At 73.6% G+C, this 22,721-nt stretch carries 20 protein-coding genes; 12 read left to right on the plus strand and 8 right to left on the minus strand.

Translation table 11 applies throughout. The features are described 5' to 3' along the window. Positions 1-53: 53 nt before the first annotated feature. From efeB to dnaG, 5 genes are all read right to left on the minus strand, one after another. Positions 54-1,352, minus strand: a complete 1,299-nt coding sequence (gene efeB / locus AH6_RS14790) for an iron uptake transporter deferrochelatase/peroxidase subunit (protein ID WP_067479694.1) — start codon at positions 1,350-1,352, stop codon at positions 54-56. Next, positions 1,349-2,491 (minus strand): iron uptake system protein EfeO, encoded by a 1,143-nt coding sequence (gene efeO, locus AH6_RS14795; protein WP_067479696.1) that lies wholly within the window; start codon positions 2,489-2,491, stop codon positions 1,349-1,351. Before efeO ends, efeB begins: the two co-directional genes overlap by 4 nt. Before the next feature lie 167 nt (positions 2,492-2,658). Next, complete coding sequence (locus tag AH6_RS14800) at positions 2,659-3,144, minus strand: YbjQ family protein (protein ID WP_067479697.1); 486 nt, start codon at positions 3,142-3,144, stop codon at positions 2,659-2,661. Between the two features lie 204 nt (positions 3,145-3,348). Continuing rightward, positions 3,349-4,494, minus strand: a complete 1,146-nt coding sequence (rpoD, locus tag AH6_RS14805) for an RNA polymerase sigma factor RpoD (RefSeq protein WP_067479699.1) — start codon at positions 4,492-4,494, stop codon at positions 3,349-3,351. Between the two features lie 71 nt (positions 4,495-4,565). Beyond that, positions 4,566-6,449 (minus strand): DNA primase, encoded by a 1,884-nt coding sequence (dnaG, locus tag AH6_RS14810; RefSeq protein ID WP_067479701.1) that lies wholly within the window; start codon positions 6,447-6,449, stop codon positions 4,566-4,568. Between the two features lie 126 nt (positions 6,450-6,575). On the opposite strand from dnaG, the gene AH6_RS14815 reads away from it, so the two are divergent. Continuing rightward, the gene (locus AH6_RS14815) at positions 6,576-7,172 is read left to right on the plus strand and encodes a putative glycolipid-binding domain-containing protein (RefSeq protein WP_067479702.1); all 597 of its coding nucleotides are present in this window, start codon (positions 6,576-6,578) and stop codon (positions 7,170-7,172) included. Between the two features lie 24 nt (positions 7,173-7,196). Here AH6_RS14815 and AH6_RS14820 read toward each other — a convergent pair whose 3' ends face one another. Beyond that, positions 7,197-8,639, minus strand: coding sequence for an MFS transporter (locus AH6_RS14820; RefSeq protein ID WP_067479704.1), 1,443 nt, complete (start codon positions 8,637-8,639; stop codon positions 7,197-7,199). Positions 8,640-8,879: 240 nt separating this feature from the next. Here AH6_RS14820 and AH6_RS14825 point away from each other — a divergent pair, with 240 nt between their 5' ends. The 11 genes from AH6_RS14825 (at position 8,880) to AH6_RS14875 (ending at position 20,991) form a co-directional block, all read left to right on the plus strand. Beyond that, entirely contained in the window at positions 8,880-9,182 is a 303-nt protein-coding gene (locus tag AH6_RS14825) for an urease subunit gamma (RefSeq protein ID WP_067479706.1), read from the plus strand. Positions 9,183-9,187: 5 nt separating this feature from the next. Continuing rightward, positions 9,188-9,499, plus strand: a complete 312-nt coding sequence (locus tag AH6_RS14830; protein ID WP_067479708.1) for an urease subunit beta — start codon at positions 9,188-9,190, stop codon at positions 9,497-9,499. Next, positions 9,492-11,213: an urease subunit alpha gene (locus AH6_RS14835; protein ID WP_067479710.1), complete on the plus strand. Its 1,722-nt coding sequence runs from the start codon at positions 9,492-9,494 to the stop codon at positions 11,211-11,213. Before AH6_RS14830 ends, AH6_RS14835 begins: the two co-directional genes overlap by 8 nt. Continuing rightward, positions 11,213-11,896: an urease accessory protein UreF gene (locus AH6_RS14840; RefSeq protein WP_067479712.1), complete on the plus strand. Its 684-nt coding sequence runs from the start codon at positions 11,213-11,215 to the stop codon at positions 11,894-11,896. Before AH6_RS14835 ends, AH6_RS14840 begins: the two co-directional genes overlap by 1 nt. 17 nt (positions 11,897-11,913) lie before the next feature. Further along, positions 11,914-12,675 (plus strand): urease accessory protein UreG, encoded by a 762-nt coding sequence (ureG, locus tag AH6_RS14845; RefSeq protein ID WP_083982854.1) that lies wholly within the window; start codon positions 11,914-11,916, stop codon positions 12,673-12,675. Next, entirely contained in the window at positions 12,672-13,457 is a 786-nt protein-coding gene (locus AH6_RS14850) for an urease accessory protein UreD (RefSeq protein ID WP_067479714.1), read from the plus strand. Before ureG ends, AH6_RS14850 begins: the two co-directional genes overlap by 4 nt. Positions 13,458-13,483: 26 nt before the next feature. Then, positions 13,484-15,745: an ATP-binding cassette domain-containing protein gene (locus tag AH6_RS14855; RefSeq protein ID WP_067479715.1), complete on the plus strand. Its 2,262-nt coding sequence runs from the start codon at positions 13,484-13,486 to the stop codon at positions 15,743-15,745. Between the two features lie 233 nt (positions 15,746-15,978). Then, positions 15,979-17,652 (plus strand): SpoIIE family protein phosphatase, encoded by a 1,674-nt coding sequence (locus tag AH6_RS14860; protein WP_083982856.1) that lies wholly within the window; start codon positions 15,979-15,981, stop codon positions 17,650-17,652. Next, positions 17,649-18,674 (plus strand): cobalamin B12-binding domain-containing protein, encoded by a 1,026-nt coding sequence (locus AH6_RS14865; protein ID WP_218005828.1) that lies wholly within the window; start codon positions 17,649-17,651, stop codon positions 18,672-18,674. The genes AH6_RS14860 and AH6_RS14865 overlap by 4 nt, the downstream gene beginning before the upstream one ends. 155 nt (positions 18,675-18,829) lie before the next feature. Further along, positions 18,830-19,612 carry a putative protein N(5)-glutamine methyltransferase gene (locus tag AH6_RS14870; protein WP_067479717.1) on the plus strand — a complete coding sequence of 261 codons (783 nt, stop codon included), beginning with the start codon at positions 18,830-18,832 and terminating at the stop codon, positions 19,610-19,612. Between the two features lie 104 nt (positions 19,613-19,716). Next, positions 19,717-20,991, plus strand: coding sequence for an alpha/beta fold hydrolase (locus AH6_RS14875; RefSeq protein WP_067479718.1), 1,275 nt, complete (start codon positions 19,717-19,719; stop codon positions 20,989-20,991). Positions 20,992-21,000: 9 nt separating this feature from the next. On the opposite strand, the gene AH6_RS14880 is transcribed toward AH6_RS14875, so the two are convergent. Together AH6_RS14880 and AH6_RS14885 are read right to left on the minus strand one after the other, a co-directional pair. Beyond that, entirely contained in the window at positions 21,001-21,396 is a 396-nt protein-coding gene (locus AH6_RS14880) for a GtrA family protein (RefSeq protein WP_245679308.1), read from the minus strand. A gap of 123 nt (positions 21,397-21,519) precedes the next feature. After that, entirely contained in the window at positions 21,520-22,707 is a 1,188-nt protein-coding gene (locus tag AH6_RS14885; protein ID WP_067479720.1) for an MFS transporter, read from the minus strand. Positions 22,708-22,721: the final 14 nt, after the last annotated feature.

A 22,721-nucleotide genomic window follows, 5' to 3' on the forward strand; every position in this document is an offset into this window, starting at 1 on the left:
GCCAGGCGAGCCCTCCTGGGCCGGGACTTTGCAACACCGCCTAGTCCCGGACGTCAGGTGAACAGGGTGTCGCCCCAGTGGCCGCCGGGTTTCGGCACGCCCGGCGGACAGGCGTAGATCCCTGAGCCGACGTGCTGGATGTACTCGTTCAGCGCGTCGCCCGCCAGCGACTGCTGGATCGGGATGAAGCCCTTGCGCGGGTCGCGCTGGAAGGCGATGAAGAACAGGCCCGCGTCCAGGCGGCCAAGGCCGTCGCTGCCGTCGGTGAAGGAGTAGCCGCGCCGCAGGATGCGCGCGCCGCCGTTGCTGTCGGGGTGGGCGAGGCGGACGTGCGCGTCGGGCTTGAGCTTGGTCAGCACGACCTTGTCGCGTTCCTTGGTCAGCCCGGCGGGCGCGCCTTCGCCCTTGTCGCGGCCGATGAGGTCCTCCTGCTCCTGGAGGGAGGTGCGGTCCCAGGTCTCGATGTGCATCCGGATGCGCCGCGCGACCAGGTAGGAGCCGCCCGCCATCCACGCGGCCCCGTCCTGCGCCGACGCCCACACGTGCCGCCCGAGCAGCCCGGCGTCGGTGCCCGCGATGTTCTCGGTGCCGTCCTTGAACCCGAACAGGTTGCGCGGGGTCTGCGCGTCGGGCGTGGTGGAGGAGGTCTTGCCGAACCCGAGCTGGGACCAGCGGACCGCGACCACGCCGAAGCCGATGCGCGCCAGGTTGCGGATGGCGTGCACGGCGACCTGCGGGTCGTCGGCGCACGCCTGCACGGCGATGTCGCCGCCGCTGCGGGCCGGGTCGAGCTTGTCGCCGGGGAAGTGCGGCAGGTCCACCAGCGCGGCGGGGCGTTTGCCCTTGAGGCCGAAGCGGTCCTTGCCGTCCTTCTCGAACAGCGTCGGCCCGAACCCGATGGTCAGCGTGAGGCGCGACGGCGGCAGGCCGAGGGCCTCGCCGGTGTCGTCGGGCGGCGCGACGGCGACGCCGCCGATCGCGCCGTCGCCGACCTGCTGGCCCTGCGTCATGGCGGCCGCGGCGGCCGTCCACTCCTTGAGCATCCGCACCAGCCGCTCCCGGTCGTCGGTGACGACGTCGAAGGCGGCGAAGTGCAGCCGGTCCTGGACCGGGGTGGCGATCCCGGCCTGGTTGGCGCCGTGGAAGGCGATCGGCGCGGCGGCGGCCGAGCGGCCGCCGCCGTCCTCCTGGGCGGCGGCCCGGTCCAGCCCGGCCCCGGCCGCCGCGCCCACCAGCAGGCTGGCTCCGGAGAAGCCCAGCATCCGCCGCCGCGACAGCGCGGCGCGCTCGGGAGCGCGCTCAGCGGCCCGGTCGCGGGTGCGGTCGGTGCCCTCCACGGCGCCTCCGGTCATTTGGCGACGGCTCCCGCCAGCTTGGACAGGGGCTCGCCGAGCGCGTTGACGACGTCGGCGAGCTTCTTACGGTCGTCCTTGCCGACGGTGTCGTAGGAGACGTAGCCGCCGCCCTTCTCGTGCTTCTTCAGGGCGTCCTGGACGTCGGCGAAGCCGGTGTCGAGGTCCTTGGCCAGGGCGGCGTCCCGCTCCTGCACGACCGGCTTGATCAGCTCGTAGACCTTGAACGCGCCGTCCACGTTGGCCTTGAAGTCGACCAGGTCGGTGTGGCTGAACGCCTCCTCCTCGCCGGTGACCTTGCCAGTGGCGACCTCGTCCAGCAGCTCCTTGGCGCCGTTGGCCATCGAGGTCGGGGTGATCGGCGGGTCCAGCTTCACCGAGTTCACCTTGGCCTTCAGCTCGGCCAGGTCCTTCAGGAGCTGGTCGGCGTACTGCTCCTCGCCCTTGACCGAGCCGGTCTTCCACAGCGCCTTCTCCAGGCGGTGCCAGCCGGTCCACTTCTCGCCGGGCTTGAGGTCGGCCTCGCGCGCGTCCACGCGCGGGTCGAGGTCGCCGAACGACTCGGCGACCGGCTCGATGCTCTCCCAGCCGACGCGGGAGGGCGCGTAGAGCTCCTTGGCCTTGGCCACGTCGCCCGCCTTGACGGCCGCGACGAACTTCTCGGTCTCGGCGATGGTGGCGTTGGTCTGCTCGATGACGTAGCTCTTGTACTCGGTGACCGCCTTCTCCAGGCGCGGGTCGAGCGCCTTGTCGGCGACGCCGGTGACCGAGATGTCCTGCCGGATGCCGTCGCCGACCATGCCGGGCTTGCAGGCGACCTGGTACTTGCCGGCGCTGAGCTGCACCGTCAGCGTCACGCTGGTGCCGGGGCCGATGTTCTCCCGCTCGGTGACGATCTTGTCGCCGGGCGCGTACACGTAGACCTCGGTCACCTTGGACCCGGTGTTGGTCACCTTGAACTCGGTGACGCCGGCCGCGAAGTCCTTCTTGGTCAGCTCGCACTTGTCGTCGCCGGCGGTGATGGCGGTGCCGCCGCCCGCGCCCGCCGCGCCGCCCTCGTCGTCACCGCCGCAGGCGGCCAGCAGGGACATCGACAGGGCCGCGACGCCGCCGAGGGCGAGGACGGGGACAACACGCATGGGGGCTCCAGGGCGGGCAGGCTGAGTTAGGCCAGCCTAAATTAGCTAAAGCTAACCTCACTTCGTCAAGAGGGACAACGCCCTCCGGGACGTGAGGAGCCCCACTCCCCACCTGCGCGGAGATCGTTCGCGGGGATCACCCGGTGGGGACCGTCCGGGGAGACCGGTCAGCGCGGCCGGTCGTGCAGCCCGATGGTCAGGTTGCGCGCGGCCATGGGCGGGCCGCCCGGCTGCGGCTCGGCGTAGGGCGGGATGGCGCCGTGCGGGTGCTGCTGCGCCGGCTGGGCCTTCGGCACGCCGCCCTGGAGCGGCTCGGCCCACACCGCCGTGCCGTAGGCGCACACCTCGTGGCCGCCACCGGCCAGCGCGGCGGTGTCGAAGCACATCCCGACCACGGCGTTGGCGCCCCTGCGGCGGGCGTCGTCGGCGAGCCGGTCGATCGCCTCGCGCCGGAGGGCGGCCAGCCCCACGCCGGGCTGCTCGCCGGTGACCCGGAAGGTGCCGCTGCTGGACGAGCCGGGCGCGCCGCCCTGCCCACCTCCGTGCCCACCGGCATGCGCGTCCTGCCCGCTCCGGACGGCCGTTCCCAGGACCTCGCCGAGCACGTTGCGGACCTCGTACCCCGCCAGGACGTCAGTCGTCACGATCAGCATGGACCAACCGTAATCCACGCAAGTGACACTTCGCGCGCCATCGGCCCGTCCATGGGAGATGTGCGACGAAAGGCCACCTGGCCCACCCCGCGCCGGGCGGCGGCGCTCGCGGGCGGGGCCGGTGGCCTCGGGGACCCCCGTTCCCCCCTGCCGCGGTCTCGGGGGCGGGCCCGCGGCAGGGGGCGGTGTCTCGGGGACGGCGTCTCAGTCGAGGTACTCCCGGAGCATCTGGGCGCGGGAGGGGTGGCGGAGCTTGGCCAGGGTCTTGGATTCGATCTGGCGGATGCGCTCCCTGGTCACGCCGAACTCGCGGCCGACCTCCTCCAGGGTGCGCGGGTGCCCGTCGGTGAGGCCGAAGCGCAGCTGGATGATGCGCTGCTCGCGGTCCGACAGGGTGCCCAGGATGTCCTCCAGCTGGTCCTGGAGGAGGATGAACGCGGCCGCCTCGATCGGCACGACCGCGTCGGCGTCCTCGATGAAGTCGCCCAGGTCGGAATCCTCCTCTCCGATGGGCGACTGGAGGGACACCGGCTCCTGGGCGATCCGCTGGATCTCCACGACCCGGACGGGCGACAGGCCCATCTCCAGGCCGATCTCCTCGGGGACGGGTTCGCGGCCGAGGTCCTGGTGGAGCTGGCGCTGCACGCGCACCAGCTTGTTGATGGTCTCCACCATGTGCACCGGGATCCGGATGGTCCGGGCCTGGTCGGCGATCGCTCGCGTGATCGCCTGGCGGATCCACCAGGTCGCGTAGGTCGAGAACTTGAACCCCTTGGTGTAGTCGAATTTCTCGACCGCACGGATGAGTCCGAGATTTCCCTCCTGAATCAGGTCGAGGAAGAGCATTCCCCGGCCCACGTAGCGTTTGGCGATCGACACCACCAGCCGCAGGTTGGCCTCGATCAGGCGTTGCTTCGCCCGCATTCCCTCGCGGGCGAGCAGTTCGAGGTCGAGCCGCTCGCCGCGGGAGAGGATGGCGGTGTGCGCCAGCTTCTCCTCGGCGAACAGTCCCGCCTCGATCGATTTCGCTAGTTCGACTTCATCTTCTGCCGTGAGAAGCGGTACGCGACCGATTTCCCGAAGGTAGATACGAACCAGATCGCTCGTCGGCGCCCGCTTGCCGAGGTCTCCCTCGTCTGCTCGCTGGACGTCCTCGGTCTCATGGGGAGACTCGAGGACCTCCACCCCCTGCTCGGCGAGCAGCCGGACGATCTTCTCTAGCGAATCGTCCGGCAAGTCGGAGCGATCGAGTGCGGCAGCGACGTCATCGACGGTCACACCGCCGCGTTCTCTGCCACGCGCGACAAGGTCCGCCACCTGGTCAACCGATGGCGCCTCGCTTGGCAGCACCGAAGGGCCCACGTGGACAGTCTGCGTTATGAGGGACCTAGATCACAGGACCCATTTTGCGGTCTCTTGACTTACTGGAACCCAAGCCCGCGCTCGCGCAACACCCGTCTCTGCTGCTCAAGCGCGACAAGATCACCGAAGAGTCGGCCGTACTCGGCGGCCTCCTCGACCGGATTCAGCCGCCCGAGTTTAGACTTCACCTCGGCGATCTGCCGGGTGAGCTGGCGTTCCAGAATTCGGGCCAGCAGTTCCCCGGCGTATCGGTCCTCCGATTCGGCGGAGGCGTGCACGGGATCCACGCCCAGCTGCATGATCATGGCCCTGACCTGGTCGTCGGGCGCGTGCTCCAGCAGCAGCGCCACCCACTCGGCGCTGCCCGCGGCGGCCTGCACGCCGCCCGCCGCCGCGATCACCGCGCGCACCGCCGCGTGCGGCGGCGCGATGAACACCTCGGCCGGCACCCCGTCGAACTCCGGGCCCAGCACGCCGGGTCGTTGCACGGCGAACTTCAGCAGCTCGCGCTCGATCTGGACCTCGGGGTCGTTCGGGTTGTAGGCGGGCCGCTCGGCGGCCGGGGCGGGGGCGGCCTGCCGGGGGTCGCGGCTGTTCCGGCCGCGCGCCTGCTCGCGTCCCGACAGCTCGCGGACGCGGCGCAGCACGAACTGCTCGTCCATGATGCCGAGCCACCGGTCCAGGTTCACCGCGTACATCTGGCGCAGCGCGCGGTCCTTGATCCGCGCGACCACCGGGGCGGCGGCGTCCAGGGCCGCGAGCCGCCCCTCGGCGGTGTTGAGGTCGTGCTGCTCGATGGCGCTGCGGACCGCGAACTCGAACAGCGGCGTGCGGGAGGCGACCAGGTCGCGCACCGCCGCGTCGCCGTGCCGGATGCGCAGGTCGCACGGGTCGAGGCCGTCGGGCTGCACGGCCACGAACGTCTGGGTGACGAACTTCTGCTCGTCGGCGAAGGCGCGCAGCGCCGCCTTCTGGCCCGCCGAGTCGCCGTCGAAGGTGAAGATGACCTCGCCGCGGAACTCGTCCTGGTCCATCAGGAGCCGCCGCAGGATCTTGATGTGCTCGTCGCCGAAGGAGGTGCCGCAGGTGGCGATGGCGGTCGGCACGCCGCTCAGGTGGCAGGCCATGACGTCGGTGTAGCCCTCGACGACCACGGCCTGGCGGCCCCGGGCGATGTCCTTCTTGGCGAGGTCGGCGCCGTACAGCACGTTGCTCTTGTGGAACAGCGGCGTCTCGGGGGTGTTGAGGTACTTGGGGCCCTCGTCGTCCTCGTACAGCTTGCGCGCGCCGAAGCCGATCACGTCGCCCGACAGGTCGCGGATGGGCCAGATCAGCCGCCCGCGGAACCGGTCCATGGGGCCACGCCGCCCCTCTTTCGCGATCCCGCCCGCGATCAGCTCCTTGTCGGCGAAGCCGCGCTGGCGCAGGTGGCGGACGACCGCCTCCCACTCGCGCGGCGCGAACCCGACCCCGAACCGCGCGGCGTCGGCGGCCTCGAAGCCCCGCTCGGACAGGAATTTGCGGCCGATCGCGCCCTCGGGCGAGGCGAGCTGCTCGGCGTAGTACTGGGCGGCGGCGCGGTGCGCCTCCAGCAGGCGGGCGCGCTGCCCGGTGTCCTGCCGGGGCGTGTAGCCGCCCTCCTCGTAGCGGAGCTGCACCCCGGCCTTGGCGGCCAGGCGCTCGACGGCCTCGGCGAAGCTGAGGTGGTCGATCTCCTGCACGAACTTGATCACGTCGCCGCCGGACCCGCAGCCGAAGCAGTAGAACAACCCGCGGGACGGGGTCACGTTGAACGACGGCGACTTCTCGTCATGGAACGGGCACAGGCCCTTGAGGTTGCCGCCGCCGGCGCTCCTGAGCTGGAGGTACTCGCCGATCACAGCGTCGATCGATGACCGCTCCCGTACGAGCGCGATGTCCTCATTGCGAATCCGGCCTGCCACGGCGGCGAGTCTAATCCCGCGCTCCGACATCCCGCGCCGAACCCGCGCCGGTCCCTTCGCCGGGCCGGGACGGACCGGGGCGCGCCGGGGCGGGTCGCGGCCGTCTCCCTGGGCAGACTGGACGGCATGACCGAGTCTCTGGTGTGGGTGAAGCCCGAAGGTGCCGAGCTGGCTGAGGTCGAGGCCGGCGGCGGGTCGTTGCGGGCGGCCGGGCACGCCATCGGCGGTGATCCGCTCCCCTACCGGCTGGAGTACGAGCTGACCACCGGCGAGCGGTACGTCACCGTGCGGCTGCTGGTGCGCTCGCACGGCGTCGATCCCGAGACCGGGCCCTGGCGGCGGTGGCTGGAGCTCGTCAACCGGCCCGAGGGGCGGTGGACGGTCAGCGCGCGGGCGGAGGGGCACGTCAAGCTGCCGCCGCCCGGCGGGGACGCCGCCGAGCTTGCCGGGGCGCTCGACTGCGACCTCGGGCTGTCCCCGCTGACGAACACGATGCCGGTGCTGCGGTCGGGGCTGCTGGAGGGCGGGTCCGCCGAGTTCCTGATGGCCTGGGTGTCGGTCCCGGACCTGGCGGTCTCCCCGTCGCGGCAGACCTACGAGTTCGTCCGCCGGGACGGGGAGCGGTCGGTGGTGCGGTACGCCAGCCCCGGGTTCAGCCGGGAGATCGTGTTCGGGCCGGACGGCCTGGTCGCCGACTACCCGTCCGTCGGGCGGCGGGTCTAGCGGGCACGGCCGGGGGCGGGGCGCTCAGCCGTCGGACTGGGCGGTGAGCGGGGTGGCGATCTCCTCCAGCCCCTTGCCCTCGGCCTTGACGCCGAACATCAGCTCGACCAGGCCCGCCAGGATCATCAGGACGGCGCCGATGCAGAAGGCCAGCGCGGTGTCGCGGGGCACGCCGCTGGACACCAGCGCCGAGAAGATCAGCGGGCCGCTGATGCCGCCCGCCGCGGTGCCGATCGCGTAGAAGAACGCGATGGCCAGGGCGCGGGTCTCCATCGGGAAGATCTCGCTGACGGTCAGGTAGGCCGAGCTCGCGCCCGCCGAGGCGAAGAACAGCACCACGCACCAGCAGGCGGTCAGCGTGACCGCCGACAGGTGGCCCTGGTCGAACAACCAGGCGGTGCCGAGCAGCAGCAGGCCCGAGCCGATGTAGCAACCGCTGATCATGGGGACGCGGCCGACGGTGTCGAACAGCGGCGACAGCAGCAGCGGCCCGAGGAAGTTGCCGACCGCGATCACGGCGTAGAAGTAGCCGGTGTTGGTGTCGATGTCGAAGAAGGTGGTGAGGATGTCGGCGTAGCCGAAGGTGATGGCGTTGTAGAGGAACGCCTGGCCGATGAACAGCGAGAAGCCGAGCACCGCGCGCTTGGGGTAGCGGCGGAACAGCGTCGTGGCGATCAGTCCGAAGCCGAGGCTGCGGCGCTGCTGGATCACCATGTCGCCGTCGGGCGCGGGCAGTTTGCGGCCGGTCTCGTCCTCCACCCGGTGCTCGATGCCGCCGACCAGGTCCTCGGCCTCCCTGGTGCGGCCGTGGATGATCAGCCAGCGCGGGCTCTCGGGCACGTTGCGCCGCACCAGCAGCACGCCGAGGCCGAGCACCACGCCCAGCCCGAAGGCGAGCCGCCAGCCGACGCCCACCGGGAACAGGTTCAGCACCGGGATCGTGAGCAGGGCGCCGGCCGCCGCGCCCAGCCAGTAGCTGCCGTTGATGATGATGTCGATGCGGCCGCGGTGCTTGCTGGGGATCAGCTCGTCGATCGCCGAGTTGATGGCCGCGTACTCGCCGCCGATGCCGAAGCCGGTGAGGAACCGGCAGGCGAAGAACCACCAGGCGTTCCACGACAGCGCGGTGAGCGCGGTGCCCAGCAGGTAGACCGCCAGGGTGATCATGAAGAGCTTCTTGCGGCCGAAGCGGTCGGTGAGCCAGCCGAAGAACAGCGCGCCGGTGCAGGATCCGGCCACGTAGATCGCCGCGGCCGGGCCCGACACCTGGCCGGCGGTGATGTCCACGCCGCTGCCGGGCTTGGACAGCTGCGGGGCCAGGTTGCCGACGATGGTGACCTCCAGGCCGTCCAGGATCCAGACGGTGCCCAGCCCGATCACGATCATGAGGTGCCAGCGGGCCCACGGCAGCCGGTCCATCCGCTGCGGGATGCTGGTGCGGACCTTGCCCGTCACCACCTCGCTCATATCGCTCTCCGGAGTCGTTAGGCTACTTTGGGTGTTCGTTCCCTATTTAGCCAGTGCGCGCCCCGCCCAACCCCCGAGATCACCGCCGGAGGGCGGCCGTCCGCGGGCGGGGCCGCCAGATTGCCGGAATATTCGCCGCATATGACGGTCGTGTTTCGTTTTGACCGTTTTGTGAAATGGCTGTTAAAAGCGCAACGCGGCCGTTCCGTCGCAGGTCAGCGCGGTACTAGCGTCCGGGGTGTGCTGATCACTCCACACGAGCAGGAACGCCTGCTGCTCCACGTCGCCGCCCAGGTGGCGCGGGACCGGCGGGCGCGCGGGTTGCGGCTCAACCATCCCGAGGCGACCGCGCTCATCGCGGTGCACATCCTGGAGGGCGCCCGCGACGGGCGCACCGTGGCCGAGCTGATGGAGTCCGGCCGCACCGTGCTGACGCGCGAGGACGTCATGGACGGCGTGCCCGAGATGCTGGACGCGGTCCAGATGGAGGCCACCTTCCCCGACGGCACCAAGCTCGTCACCGTCCACCGGCCGATCCCGTGAGCGGCATGATTCCCGGGCAGGTGCTCCCCGGTGAGGAGCCCGTCGAGCTGAACCCGGGCCGCCCCCGCACGACCGTCACCGTCGTCAACACCGGCGACCGGCCCGTGCAGGTCGGCTCGCACTACCACTTCGCCGTGGCCAACCCCGCGCTCGACTTCGACCGTGAGGCGGCCTGGGGGACGCGGCTGGACGTCCCGGCGGGCACCGCCGTGCGGTTCGAGCCCGGCATCACGCGCGAGGTCGACCTCGTACCGCTCGCGGGCAACCGGATCGTCCCCGGGCTACGGCTGGAGAAGGCGGGAGAGCTGGATGGCTGAGCTGACGCGGGCGCGGTACGCCCAGCTGTACGGGCCGACGGCGGGCGACCGGGTCCGCCTCGCCGACACCGACCTGCTGATCGAGGTCACCGAGGACCGCAGCCGAGGCCCGGCCGGGGCGGGCGACGAGGCGGTGTTCGGCGGCGGCAAGGTGATCCGCGAGTCGATGGGCCAGGCCCGCGCCACGCGCGCCGAGGGCGCACTCGACCTGGTCATCACGGGCGTGGTCGTGCTCGACCACTGGGGGATCGTCAAGGCCGACGTCGGCGTACGGGACGGCCGGATCGTCGCGCTCGGCAAGGCCGGGAACCCCGACACCATGGACGGCGTGCACCCCGATCTCGTGATCGGCCCGACCACCGAGGTCATCGCGGGCAACGGCAAGATCCTCACGGCCGGGGCGGTGGACTCCCACGTCCACCTCATCTGCCCGCAGCTCATCGACGAGGCGCTCGGCGCGGGCGTCACCACCCTCATCGGCGGCGGCACCGGCCCCGCCGAGGGCACCAAGGCCACCACGGTGACCGGCGTCTGGTACCTGCACCGCATGCTGGAGGCCCTGGACGGCGCGCCGGTGAACGTGGCGCTGCTCGGCAAGGGCAACACCGTCTCGCCCGAGGCGCTGTGGGAGCAGCTGCGCGCGGGCGCGTCCGGGTTCAAGCTGCACGAGGACTGGGGCTCCACGCCCGCCGCGATCGACGCGTGCCTGCGCGTGGCCGACGCGTCCGGCGTGCAGGTCGCGCTGCACTCCGACACCCTCAACGAGGCCGGGTACGTCGAGTCCACCCTCGGCGCGGTCGCGGGCCGGTCGATCCACGCCTACCACACCGAGGGCGCGGGCGGCGGGCACGCGCCCGACATCATCACCGTGGCCGCGCACCCGAACGTGCTGCCGTCCTCGACCAACCCGACCCGGCCGCACACCGTCAACACCCTGGACGAGCACCTGGACATGCTGATGGTGTGCCACCACCTCGACCCGTCGGTGCCCGAGGACCTGGCGTTCGCCGAGTCCCGCATCCGGCCGACGACGATGGCCGCCGAGGACGTGCTGCACGACCTCGGCGCGATCTCCATCATCGGGTCGGACTCGCAGGCGATGGGCCGCATCGGCGAGACGGTGCTGCGCACCTGGCAGACCGCGCACGTCATGAAGCGGCGGCGCGGCGCGCTGCCCGGCGACGGCGCGGCCGACAACCTGCGGGCCCGCCGCTACGTCGCCAAGTACACGATCAACCCGGCGGTCGCGCACGGCCTGGACGGCGAGGTCGGCTCGGTGGAGCCGGGCAAGCTCGCCGACCTGGTGTTGTGGGACCCGGCGTTCTTCGGCGTGCGGCCCCGGCTGGTGCTGAAGGGCGGCGTGATCGCCTGGGCGGCGATGGGCGACGCCAACGCGTCCATCCCGACGCCGCAGCCGATGTTGCCGCGCCCGATGTTCGGGGCGGCGCCGGTCGTGGCGGCGGGCGCGTCGCTGCACTTCGTGTCGGAGGCGGCGATCGAGGACGGCCTGGCGGGCAAGCTGCCGGGCGTGCGGCGCGCGCTGGTGCCGGTGAAGGACACCCGGCGGCTCGGCAAGGCCGACATGCCGCTGAACGACGCGCTGCCGTCGATCGAGGTGGACCCCGACACCTTCACCGTGCGGATCGACGGCGACGAGGTGGAGCCCGCCCCGGCCGTCGAGTTGCCCATGGCCCAGCGCTACTTCCTGTTCTGATGGACACCGCGCTGCTGCTTCTCGCGGACTCGCGGTTGCCCGCCGGAGGGCACGCGCACTCCGGCGGTCTGGAACCGGCCGTCTCGGCGGGCGCGGTCCGGGACGTGGCGGGGCTGGCCGCGTTCCTGCGCGGCCGTCTCGCCACCTCCGGGCTGGTCGCGGCCTCGCTGGCGGCCGCCGCCTGCGCGCACGCCGCCCGCGACGAGGCTGACGGCGGGGCTGACGGCGCGGGCTGGGTCGTGCTGGACGCCGAGGCCGACGCCCGCACCCCCTCCCCCGCCCAGCGCGCCGCGTCCCGCGCCCAGGGCCGGTCGCTACTGCGCGCCGCCCGCTCGACCTGGCCGCACCCGGCGCTGGCCGCCCTCCCGGGCGACGCGCACCACCCGGTGGTGTTGGGCGCGGCCACCGCCGCCGCGCGCGGCACCCCTCGCGACGCGGCGAGCATCACCGCCTACGGCGCGGTGACCGGCCCCGCGTCGGCGGCCGTCCGGCTCCTCGGCCTGGACCCGCTGTCGGTGCACCGCGCCTTGGCCGACCTCGCGCGCGCGGTGGACGCCGTCGCCGACGAGGCCGCCGCGCACGCCACCGGGCCGTGGCGGGACCTGCCCGCCGCCTCCGCCCCCGTCCTCGACCTGTACGCCGAACTGCACATCCGCGCTGACCTGCGCCTCTTTGAATCCTGATCCGGAGGGACCCCGCCTTGGGCGCCAACCACGACCACGACCCCTACGACGCCTCCCCCGCGCACGGCCGCGCGTTGCGGCTGGGCATCGGCGGCCCCGTCGGCAGCGGCAAGACCGCGCTGACCGCCGCCCTGTGCCGGGCGCTGCGCGAGGAGGTGGACCTCGCCGTGGTGACCAACGACATCTACACCACCGAGGACGCCGACTTCCTGCGCCGCGAGGCGGTGCTCGCCGACGACCGGATCACCGCCGTGCGCACCGGCGCGTGCCCGCACACCGCCATCCGCGACGACATCTCCGCCAACCTGGACGCGGTGGAGGCCCTCCAGGAGCGGCACCCCGGCCTAGAGCTGATCATCGTGGAGAGCGGCGGCGACAACCTGACCGCGCTGTTCAGCCGGGGCCTCGCCGACCGGCAGATCTTCGTGCTGGACGTGGCGGGCGGCGACGACGTGCCGCGCAAGGGCGGCCTCGGCGTCGCGGCCGCCGACCTGCTGGTGGTCAACAAGACCGACCTGGCGCCGCTGGTCGGCAGCGACCTGGACCTGATGGCCCGCGACGCCGCCCGCGTCCGCGACGGGCGGCCGGTCGCGTTCACCTCGCTGCGCGAGCGGCCCGGCGCGCCCGAGGTCACGGCGTGGGTGCGGCGGATCCTGCGCGAGGCCGCCGCCGAGCACGCGCACGACCACGGTCACGGCCACGGTCACGGCCACGGCCACGGTCACGGCCACGGCCACGGCCACGAGCAGGGCCACGAGCACGTGCCCGCCGCCTCGTGACCAGGCGCTACACCGCCCGCGCCGCCGTCACCGCGACGTGCGGCGCGGACGGCCGCACCCGCCTGCCCCGCCTCCGCTCCGACGGCCCCCTCGCGCTGCGCGAGACCGCCCCGCTGGACGGCGCGACCGTCTACCTGGTCGGCGCGGCGGCCGGACCGCTCGGCGGCGACGACCTCGAACTGGAACTGCTGGTCGAGGCGGGCGCGCGGCTCACCGTCCGCTCGGCCGCCACCACGCTCGCCCTGCCCGGTGACGGCGCGTCCCGCATGACCGTCCGCGCCGAGGTCGGCCCCGGCGCGCACCTGGACTTCGCGCCCGAACCGACCGTCGCGGCGGCGGGCTGCCACCACCGCGCCGCCGCCGACATCGCGCTGCGCGGCGGCGCGACCCTGCGCTGGTACGAGGAACTGGTCCTCGGCCGCCACCGGGAGCAGCCGGGGCGGCACACCAGCCGCTTCGACGTGACGATCGACGGCGTCCCCCTGCTGCGCCACGAACTGCGCCTGGACGACCCCGCCGTCTACGGCAGCCGCGCCGTCCTCGGCGACGCCCGCGCGGCCGGAAGCGTCCTGCTGGCCGGGCCCGGCCTGACCCGCGAGCCGCACACCGCCGACGGCCTGGCGGTGCTCCCCCTCGCCGGTCCCGGCGTCCTGGTCACCGCCCTGGCCGCCGACTCGGCCACGCTGCGCCGCCGCCTGGCCCGCGGCGAGGAACTGGCGTCCCGCCCCGAACCGGCCGGTTCTGTCGGACCCGGCCGCTACGATGCCCGGGTAACTCTTTAGGGCATAAAGTGACCAGGGAGCGGGACATGAGCCGGCACGCCGCCGACAGCCACGACATCATCGAGGTGCGCGGGGCGCGGGAGAACAACCTGCGCGACGTCTCGATCGACCTGCCCAAACGCCGGCTGACGGTGTTCACCGGCGTCTCCGGCTCGGGCAAGAGCTCGCTGGTGTTCGGCACCATCGCGGCCGAGTCGCAGCGGATGATCAACGAGACCTACAGCGCGTTCGTGCAGGGCTTCATGCCCAACGTCGGCCGCCCCGACGTGGACGCGCTGCGCAACCTCAGCGCCGCCATCGTGGTGGACCAGGAGCGCATGGGCGCCAACTCGCGCTCCACCGTGGGCACCGCCACCGACGCCAACGCGATGTTGCGGATCGTGTTCAGCCGCCTCGGCGAGCCGAGCGCCGGGCCGTCGTTCCACTACAGCTTCAACGTGCCCGCCGGGGCCTGCCCGCGCTGCGAGGGCATGGGCAGCGTCACCGACATCGACCTCACCCAGCTCTACGACGACGCCAAGTCGCTCGCCGAGGGCGCGATCACCATCCCGGGCTACAAGGCCGACGGCTGGCTGGTGCGGAGCTTCTCCGAGTCGGGCTTCCTCGACGCGAACAAGCCGATCCGCGACTACACCGAGACCGAGCTGCACGACTTCCTGCACCGCGAGCCCACCAAGGTGAAGCTCGACAGCTTCAACATGACCTACGAGGGTCTGGTCCCCCGGGTGCAGAAGTCGTTCCTGTCCAAGGACCGGGAGGCGATGCAGCCGCACATCCGCGCCTTCGTGGACCGCGCCGTCACCTTCACCGCCTGCCCCGAGTGCGGCGGCACGCGGCTGAACGAGGACGCCCGCGCCTCGCGGATCGGTGAGGTCAACATCGCCGACGCGTGCGCGATGCAGATCAGCGACCTGGCCGAGTGGGTCCGCAAGCTCGACGCGCCGTCGCTGGCGCCGCTGCTCGCCACGTTGCGGCAGACGCTCGACTCGTTCGTGGAGATCGGCCTCGGTTACCTGTCGCTGGACCGTCCGGCCGGGACGTTGTCGGGCGGTGAGGCCCAGCGCGTCAAGATGGTCCGCCACCTGGGCTCCAGCCTCACCGACGTCACCTACGTCTTCGACGAACCCACCATCGGCCTGCACCCCCACGACATCCAGCGCATGAACACCCTGCTCCTGCGCCTGCGCGACAAGGGCAACACCGTCCTGGTCGTCGAACACAAACCCGAGACCATCGCCATCGCCGACCACGTCGTCGACCTCGGACCCGGCGCGGGCACCGGCGGCGGCGAGATCTGCTACCAGGGCGACCTGGCGGGCCTGCGCGCCTCCGGCACCCTCACCGGCCGCCACCTGGACCACAAGGTCGCCCTGCGCGAGCGGGTCCGCGAGCCCAAGGGCCACCTGGCCATCGAGAACGCGCGGCAGAACAACCTGCGCGACGTCAGCGTGCGGGTGCCGCTGGGCGTGCTGACGGTGGTCACCGGCGTGGCCGGGTCCGGCAAGTCCTCGCTGATCCACGGCTCGCTGCCCGGCCGCGACGGCGTCGTGGTGGTCGACCAGTCGGCGATCCGCGGTTCGCGGCGCAGCAACCCGGCGACCTACACCGGCCTGCTCGAACCGGTCCGCAAGGCGTTCGCCAAGGCCAACGGCGTCAAGCCCGCCCTGTTCAGCGCCAACTCCGAAGGCGCCTGCCCCAACTGCAACGGCGCCGGCGTCATCTACACCGACCTCGCCATGATGGCGGGCGTCGCCACCACCTGCGAGGAGTGCGAGGGCAAGCGCTTCACCCCCAAGGTCCTCACCTACCTGCTGGACGGCAAGAACATCGCCGAGGTGCTGGCGATGCCGGTCGCCGAGGCCCGCGACTTCTTCACCAAGGGCGCGCCGCGCGCCATCCTCGACCGGCTGGTGGACGTGGGGCTCGGCTACATCGGGCTCGGCCAGCCGCTCACCACGCTGTCGGGCGGCGAGCGGCAGCGGCTCAAGCTGGCCATCCGGATGGCCGAGCCCGGCACCGTGTACGTGCTGGACGAGCCGACCACCGGCCTGCACCTGGCCGACGTCGACCAGCTCCTGGCGCTGCTGGACCGGCTGGTCGACGGCGGCAACACCGTGGTCGTCATCGAGCACCACCAGGCCGTGATGGCGCACGCGGACTGGATCGTCGACCTGGGGCCGGGCGCGGGCCACGACGGCGGCCAGGTCGTCTTCGAGGGCACGCCCGCCGACCTGGTGGCGGGGGGTGAGACCCTCACCGCCCGCCATCTGGCCGAATACCTGGGCTGATCCGGGAGCGGGCCGGAGCCCGGCCCGGCGGGCGGGCGGCCGGAACCGGCAACCGCCCCACCCTTCTCCGCATTGTCGTCACTTCGACGCGTCACCGGTCGTAACCTGGCGTGGCTCAGGCCGCCGGCCACGGCCGGTGCGCGTCGTGACTCTGCCTAGGGGGACGGCTCCTGCGCGGCACGGAGCGAAACGATGAACGCCTCATCGGGCCCGCTGACCTCGGTGCGGCGGCGATGACCGACGCCCGCTCCCCGGACCCCCGCCCGTCCGGCCAGGGCCCCGGGCGCGCCGCGGCCGCCGAGGGGCCCCGACTCCTGGACCAGGCGCTGCTGGACGCGCTCGGCGAGGCCGTGGTGCTGGTGGACGCGGCCGGGACGGTGCGGCGCGTCAACGCCTCCGCCCGCGAGCTGCTGGGCGACCTGCGGCCGGGCCGCCCGGCGTCCGACAGCGCCGTGGCGGTCTTCCGGCAGGCGCTCGGCGAGGGGCGGCCGGACTTCGACGGCGACCACGGCGGGCGGCGGCTCGTCGGTCGGCGCGCCGCGCTGCCCGGCGGGCACGCCGCCTGGGTCGTCCGCGACGTGACGGTCGAGCGCGGCCGGGAGGACGCGCTGCTGGAGGAGCGGCGGCGCGCGCGGTTCCTGGCCCGCACCAGCCGCACCCTGTCGGGCGTGCTGCACCTGCGCCGGGCGTGGACGCTGGCGGTGCGGCTGACCGCCGACGAGCTGGCCGACGGGGCGGGCATCACGCTGCGCCGCGAGCACGGCCCGCCCGAGACCGCCGTCTGCCGGCACGGCGAGGTGCGCTTCGAGATCGGCCCGCCGCGCGGCACCGGCGCCGCGCGCGTCCTGGACAGCGGGCGGCTGGAGCGGCACGACGCGGTCGGCGCGGTGATGGCGCGCCGGTTGTGCCCGCCCGGCATGACCTCCGACAACGCCTCCGGCGGCGCTTGCGACGACGCCGCCGAACCGGCCGCCTCCGCCGACGGCACGGTGACCGTGCTGCTGGTGCCGCTGACCGTCCACGGCACGTGCCTGGGCGTGCTGACGCTGCTGCGGGCCCGGCCCTACGACGACCGCGAGCTGGACCTGATCCGCGACCACGCCGACCGCGTCGCGCTGGCCCTGGACGCCGCGCGCCTGCACCAGGGCCGCGCCGCGGCGGCGGCCACGCTGCGGGCCGAGCTGCTGCCCGCGCCGCTGCCGGAGGTCCCCGGCGTGCGGCTCGGCGCGGCCTACCGCGCCGCCGCCGAGGGCTCGATGATCGGCGGCGACTTCTACCAGGTGTTGTACTCCCCGCACCAGGGCTGGCTGTTCGCGCTCGGCGACGTGTGCGGCAAGGGCGTCGGCGCGGCCGTCTACACCGGGCAGGTGCGGCAGGCGCTGCGCACGGTGGCGGACTTCGACCTGCCGCTGACCGAGTGCCTGGACGTGGTCAACCGCATGTTGCTGATCGCCGACGACAGCCGGTTCGCCACCCTGATGCTGGGGCGGCTGTCGGCGCTGGGCGACGGCGCGGTGCGGGTGGAGCTGGCCAGCGGCGGTCACCTGCCGCCGCTGCTGCTGCGCCGGCACGGCCAGGTCGAGGAGGTCGAGATGTCGGGCTCGATCGTCGGCGCGCTGCCCGACGCGGAGTTCGAGCAGGTCGCCCGCACTCTCGACCCGGGCGACGCGCTGTACCTGTACACCGACGGCGTCACCGAGGCGCGCGACGCCGCCCGCCGCATGTACGGCACCGAGGGGCTCCGCCGCGACCTGGCCGCGTACGCGGGCGCGCCGCCGGGCGCGACCGCCGAGCACCTGGACCGGATGGTGATGCGGCACCTCGGCCCGAACGAGCACGACGACATCGCGATCCTGGGCGTGCAGGCCTGGCCGCCCGGCCACCGCCTCGGAGAGGACGGACCGTGACCGCCATCGACGCCACCGCCGCCGACGCCTACCTCGACGCCCTCACGCACGCCGACGAGACGGCGGCGGTCGCGGTCGCCGTCGGGCTCCTGGACGCCGGTGTCCCGGTCGCCGCGATCCTCACCGGCCTCATCGCGCCCGCCCAGCGCCAGGTCGGCGAGCACTGGGCGACCGGCAGGTGGAACGTGGCGCGCGAGCACGCCGCCACCCACGTCTCCGACCGGGTGGTGGCGGCGCTGGCGCTGCGGCTGCCGCGCCCCGACCGGCGGCGCGGCCGCGTCGTGCTGGCCTGCGTGAGCGGGGAGTGGCACGAGCTGGCGGCGCGCATGGCCGGGGAGGTCCTGCGGGCCGAGGGCTGGACGGTCGCCTTCCTGGGCGCCAGCACCCCCGCCGCGCACCTGGCGAACTATCTGCACGACCTCGGCCCCGACGCCGTCGGGCTGTCGTGCTCGCTGCCCGACCTGCTGCCCGCCGCGCAGACGATGATCGACGCGGCCCGGCAGGCGTCGGTGCCGGTGCTGGCGGGCGGCGCCGGGTTCGGGCCGGACGGCCGGTGGGCGCTGGCGCTGGGCGCGACCGGCTGGGCCGCCGACGGTCCGGGCGCGGCGGCCCGGCTCGCGGCCGGCTGGCCCGCCTTCGCCCCTCCCCCGCTCGGCCCGCCGCCCCGGGACGACGGCGAGCACGTGCGGCTGGCCGAAGAGCGCGACCGCCTCGCGGCGGGGACCGTCGAGGCGCTGGTCGAGGGGCTCCCGGCGGCCAAGGAGTACGACGAGCGGCGGCTGGCCTGCGCCCGCGACGACATCGGCCGCGTCACCGACTTCCTGGCGGCGGCGCTGCTGGTGGACGACCCGGAGCTGTTCACCGCCTTCACCGCCTGGCAGGCGCGCGTCATGGCGGTGCGCGGCGTGCCCCGCCCGGTGCTGACGGCGGGCTGCGAGGCGCTGGCGGAACTGCTCGGCGCGGACTTCCCCCGGAGCGGCCGCGTCCTGGCCCAGGGGCTCGCCCTCCTGCGAGAGCGGTAAGATCACCCGTACGTACGAGCACGGACCGAGGAGGTGGGACCCGTTACCGCTGTGTCAACTCGGGCGCTCCCCTCCCGTGGCCGCGCCGTCCGCCGGGCCTAGTCCCGGCGTCCGGGCCGCCGCCAGAGCACCCTTCGGCTTTTCGGAAGGTCCTCATGCCGGTCTCCCTCTCCTCCGTCCCGCTCTCCGCCGTCGTCGCCCGGCTCCGCGCCGCGGGCTGCGTGTTCGCCGAGGACGAGGCGGAACTGATCGTCGCCACGGCGGGCACGCCCGCCGAGCTGGCGACGATGGTGGCGCGCCGCGCCGCCGGGCTCCCCCTCGAACACGTCCTCGGCTGGGCCGGGTTCCGCGGGCTGCGCGTCAGCGTGGACCCCGGCGTCTTCGTGCCGCGCCGCCGCACCGAGTTCCTGGTCGGGCAGGCCGCGCTCCGCACCCCGCCGGGCGCGGTCGTGGTCGACCTGTGCTGCGGGTCGGGCGCGCTGGGCGCGGCGCTGGCGGCGGCGCTGCCGTCGATCGAGCTGCACGCCGCCGACATCGACCCGGCGGCGGTGCGGTGCGCGCGCCGCAACCTCGACGGCCCGGTCTACGAGGGCGACCTGTTCGCGCCGCTGCCCGCCGCCCTGCGCGGCCGGGTCGCGACGCTGCTGGCCAACGTGCCCTACGTGCCCACCGGCGAGGTCGCGCTGCTCCCGGCCGAGGCCCGCGAGCACGAGGCGCGCGTGGCGCTGGACGGCGGCGCGGACGGGCTGGCGGTGCTGCGCCGGGTCGCCGGGGAGGCGCCGGACTGGCTCGCGCCGGGCGGCCACCTGCTGTTCGAGACCAGCGACCGGCAGGCGGCGCGGGCCGTCGCGACCGTCGAGGCCGCCGGTCTCCGCGTCGAGGTGGCGGTGTGCGACGAGCTGGACGCCACCGTGGTCGTCGCGACCAGACCCGCCTAGCCCGCCCCGCCCGGCCCGCGCGGATTCCGGGATGCGCGAGGACCTGCGGGCCGTGCGGCGGCGGGCGTGCCGGACGCCCGTCCGGCGCGGGTACGGTCGGGATCATGGGAACCCACCGCCTGCCCGGCATCGTCACGACCGACCGCCGCTTCGCCGTCCCCCTCGACCACGACCGGCCCGGCGGCCCGCGGATCTCGGTGTTCGCGCGGGAGGTCGTCGCGGCGGCCAAGGCCGACCAGGACCTCCCGTGGTTGTTGTTCCTCCAGGGCGGCCCCGGGTTCGGCTCGCCCCGGCCGCTCGGCCGGGACACCTGGCTCGACCGCGCCCTCGACGACTACCGGGTGTTGCTGCTCGACCAGCGCGGCACCGCCCGTTCCACGCCCGCCAACCGGCGCACGCTCGCCCGGGTGGGCGACGCCAAGGCGCAGGCGGAGTACCTGGCGCACTTCCGCGCCGACTCGATCGTCCGGGACGCCGAGCTGATCCGCCGTGAGCTGCTCGGCGACGCTCGGTGGAGCGTGCTCGGGCAGAGCTACGGCGGGTTCTGCTCGCTGACCTACCTGTCGTTCGCGCCCGAGGGGCTGCGCGAGGTGTTCATCACCGGCGGCATTCCCGGTGTCGACGCCACCGCCGACGAGGTCTACCAGGCCACCTACCGGACGGTCCTCGCCAAGAACGCCGAGTACTACGCCCGCTTCCCCGAGGACGCCGAGCGCGTCCGGGCCATCGGGCGGCGGCTGCGCGACCACGACGAGCGCCTGCCCGACGGCAGCCCGCTGACGCTGGAGCGTTTCCAGGCCATCGGCATCATGCTGGGCATGAGCACCGGCGCGGCCCGGATGCACTACCTGGTGGAGGACGCCTTCGACGACGGCCCCGAGCTGACCGACGCGTTCCTGGAGCAGGTCGCGCCGCTGGTCAGCTTCGCCTCGCACCCGCTGAACGCCTACCTGCACGAGGGCTGCTACGCGCAGGGTCCGGGCGCGACCGCCTGGTCGGCGCAGCGGGTCCGCGCGGACTTCCCCGAGTTCGACGTGCTGGACGACGGCGCGCCGCTGCTGTTCACCGGCGAGATGGTCTACCCCTGGATGTTCGAGCAGGACCCGGCGCTGCGCCCGCTGCGCGAGGCGGCGGAGCTGCTGGCCGCGCGCGAGGACTGGCCGCCGCTGTACGACGCCGCGCGGCTGCGCGCCAACACGGTGCCGGTGGCCGCCGCCGTCTACCACGACGACATGTACGTGGACCGCGAACTGTCGCTGCGCACCGCCGCGCTCGTCCCGAACCTGCGGACCTGGATCACCAACGAGCACGAGCACGACGGGCTGCGGGCCGGGCCGGTGCTGGACCGGCTGATCCGGATGGTGCGCGGCGAGATCTGAGGCGGCGGCTCACACCGGGTGCGGCGAGAAGATCCACTTCTTGTAGGACCAGTAGCGGAACGCCGAGGCGAGGCCCAGCCCGGCCAGCAGCGCGAGGTTGTAGGCGAACCCGCTGTGCAGGCCGAGGGTGTAGTAGGTGAAGCCGGTGCACAACACCTGGATGGCCGCGCCGATGGCGTTGAGGCCGAAGAACAGCGCCACCTCGCGGCCCGAGCCGTCGCTGCGGCTGCCGCGGAAGGTCCAGTAGCGGTTGAGCAGGTAGGAGCTCAGCGTGGAGACCGCGGTGGGGATGATCACGCTGGTCAGCGGCGAGCCGCCCAGCCAGTGCCGCAGCAGGTTGGCGCCGCCGATGGTGATCACGGTGCCGATGAACCCGACGAAGCCGAAACTGAGGAGTTCGCGCACGAAAGTGCGGTAATCCCGCGCAGCCGTGACCGGTTTGACCGGTCTTGACCGCTGCAAGGTGCTCACTTGCCCAGACCTTACCCGAGTGCGGCTTATGCAGGGGTGCAACCCCCCAAATGAAGATCAGTCCCGGGCGGCGGCGGTCGCCCCGGCCAGCGCGACGATCGCCCCGGCCAGGACGGCGGGCACCGCGAGCGCCCACGGCAGCCCCACGCCCTCGGCGACGAACCCGATGACGGGAGGCCCGCCCAGCAGGCCGAGGTAGCCGACGGCCGTCACCCGGGAGATCCCGGTGGCGGCCGGGACGCCGGGGAGGTTGCCCGCCGCGCTGAACGTGACGGGGGCCACCACCGCCACTCCTAGGCCGAACAGGGTGAATCCGGCCACCGCGGCCACCGGATCGTCCGCCAGGAGCCCCGACCCCAGCCCGATGGCCGCCACCAGCGACCCGATCCGCAACACCGGGACCGGCCCGAACCGGGCCACCACGCGGTCCCCGGCCAGCCGCCCGACCGTCATCGCGACCGCGCACCCGGCGTAGCCGAGCCCGGCCGCGCCCGGCGAGGCGTGCAGGTATTCGCGCAGGTAGACGGCGCTCCAGTCGGCCATAGCGCCCTCGCCCACGAACGAGCAGAGGCCGATCACGCCGAGCATCGCCAGCGTCCACCGGGCGGACCTGTCCCCCGGTTTCACGATCGTTTCGGAGTGCGCGGCGGGGCGCTGGGACTCGGGGACGGCGTCGGCCGCCCGGTCCAGCATCCCCCGCGCGCCGGTCAGCAGGAGCGTCAGCGCCACCGCCATCAGCGCCAGGTGCAGCGCCACCGGGACGTCCGCGTGCGCCGCCCCCGCGCCGACCAGCGCCCCCAGCAGCGTTCCGACGCTGTAGGAGCCGTGCAGGCCCGACATCAGCGGCCGCCCGTAACCACGCTCGACGACCACGCCCTGGGCGTTCATCGCCACGTCCATCAGGCCCAGCGACGCGCCCATCAGCATCAGCGCGACGATCAGCGAGCCCAGGTTCCAGGCCAGCCCCAGCGGGACCAGCGCCAGCGCCCCGGCCGCGCCGCCCGCCAGGCTGACGTCCCGGCTGCCCCAGCGCGCCACGCAGCGGCCCGCGAACCGCACCCCCGCCACCACGCCGACCGGCGCGCCCAGCAGCGCGACGCCGAGCGCGCCCTCGCTCAGGCCGAGACTCTCCTTGATCTGCGGGATGCGCGCCACCCAGGCGGACCCGACCAGGCCGTGCACCAGGAAGGCCAGGGTCACCGCGACCCGGGCGCGCCGGTACGCCCCGGCCGTCTGCGTCACCACCGAACAGACTCTAC

It is taken from the genome of Actinomadura hibisca NBRC 15177 (genome assembly GCF_001552635.1).
GTDB classification, from domain to species: Bacteria; Actinomycetota; Actinomycetes; order Streptosporangiales; family Streptosporangiaceae; genus Spirillospora; species Spirillospora hibisca.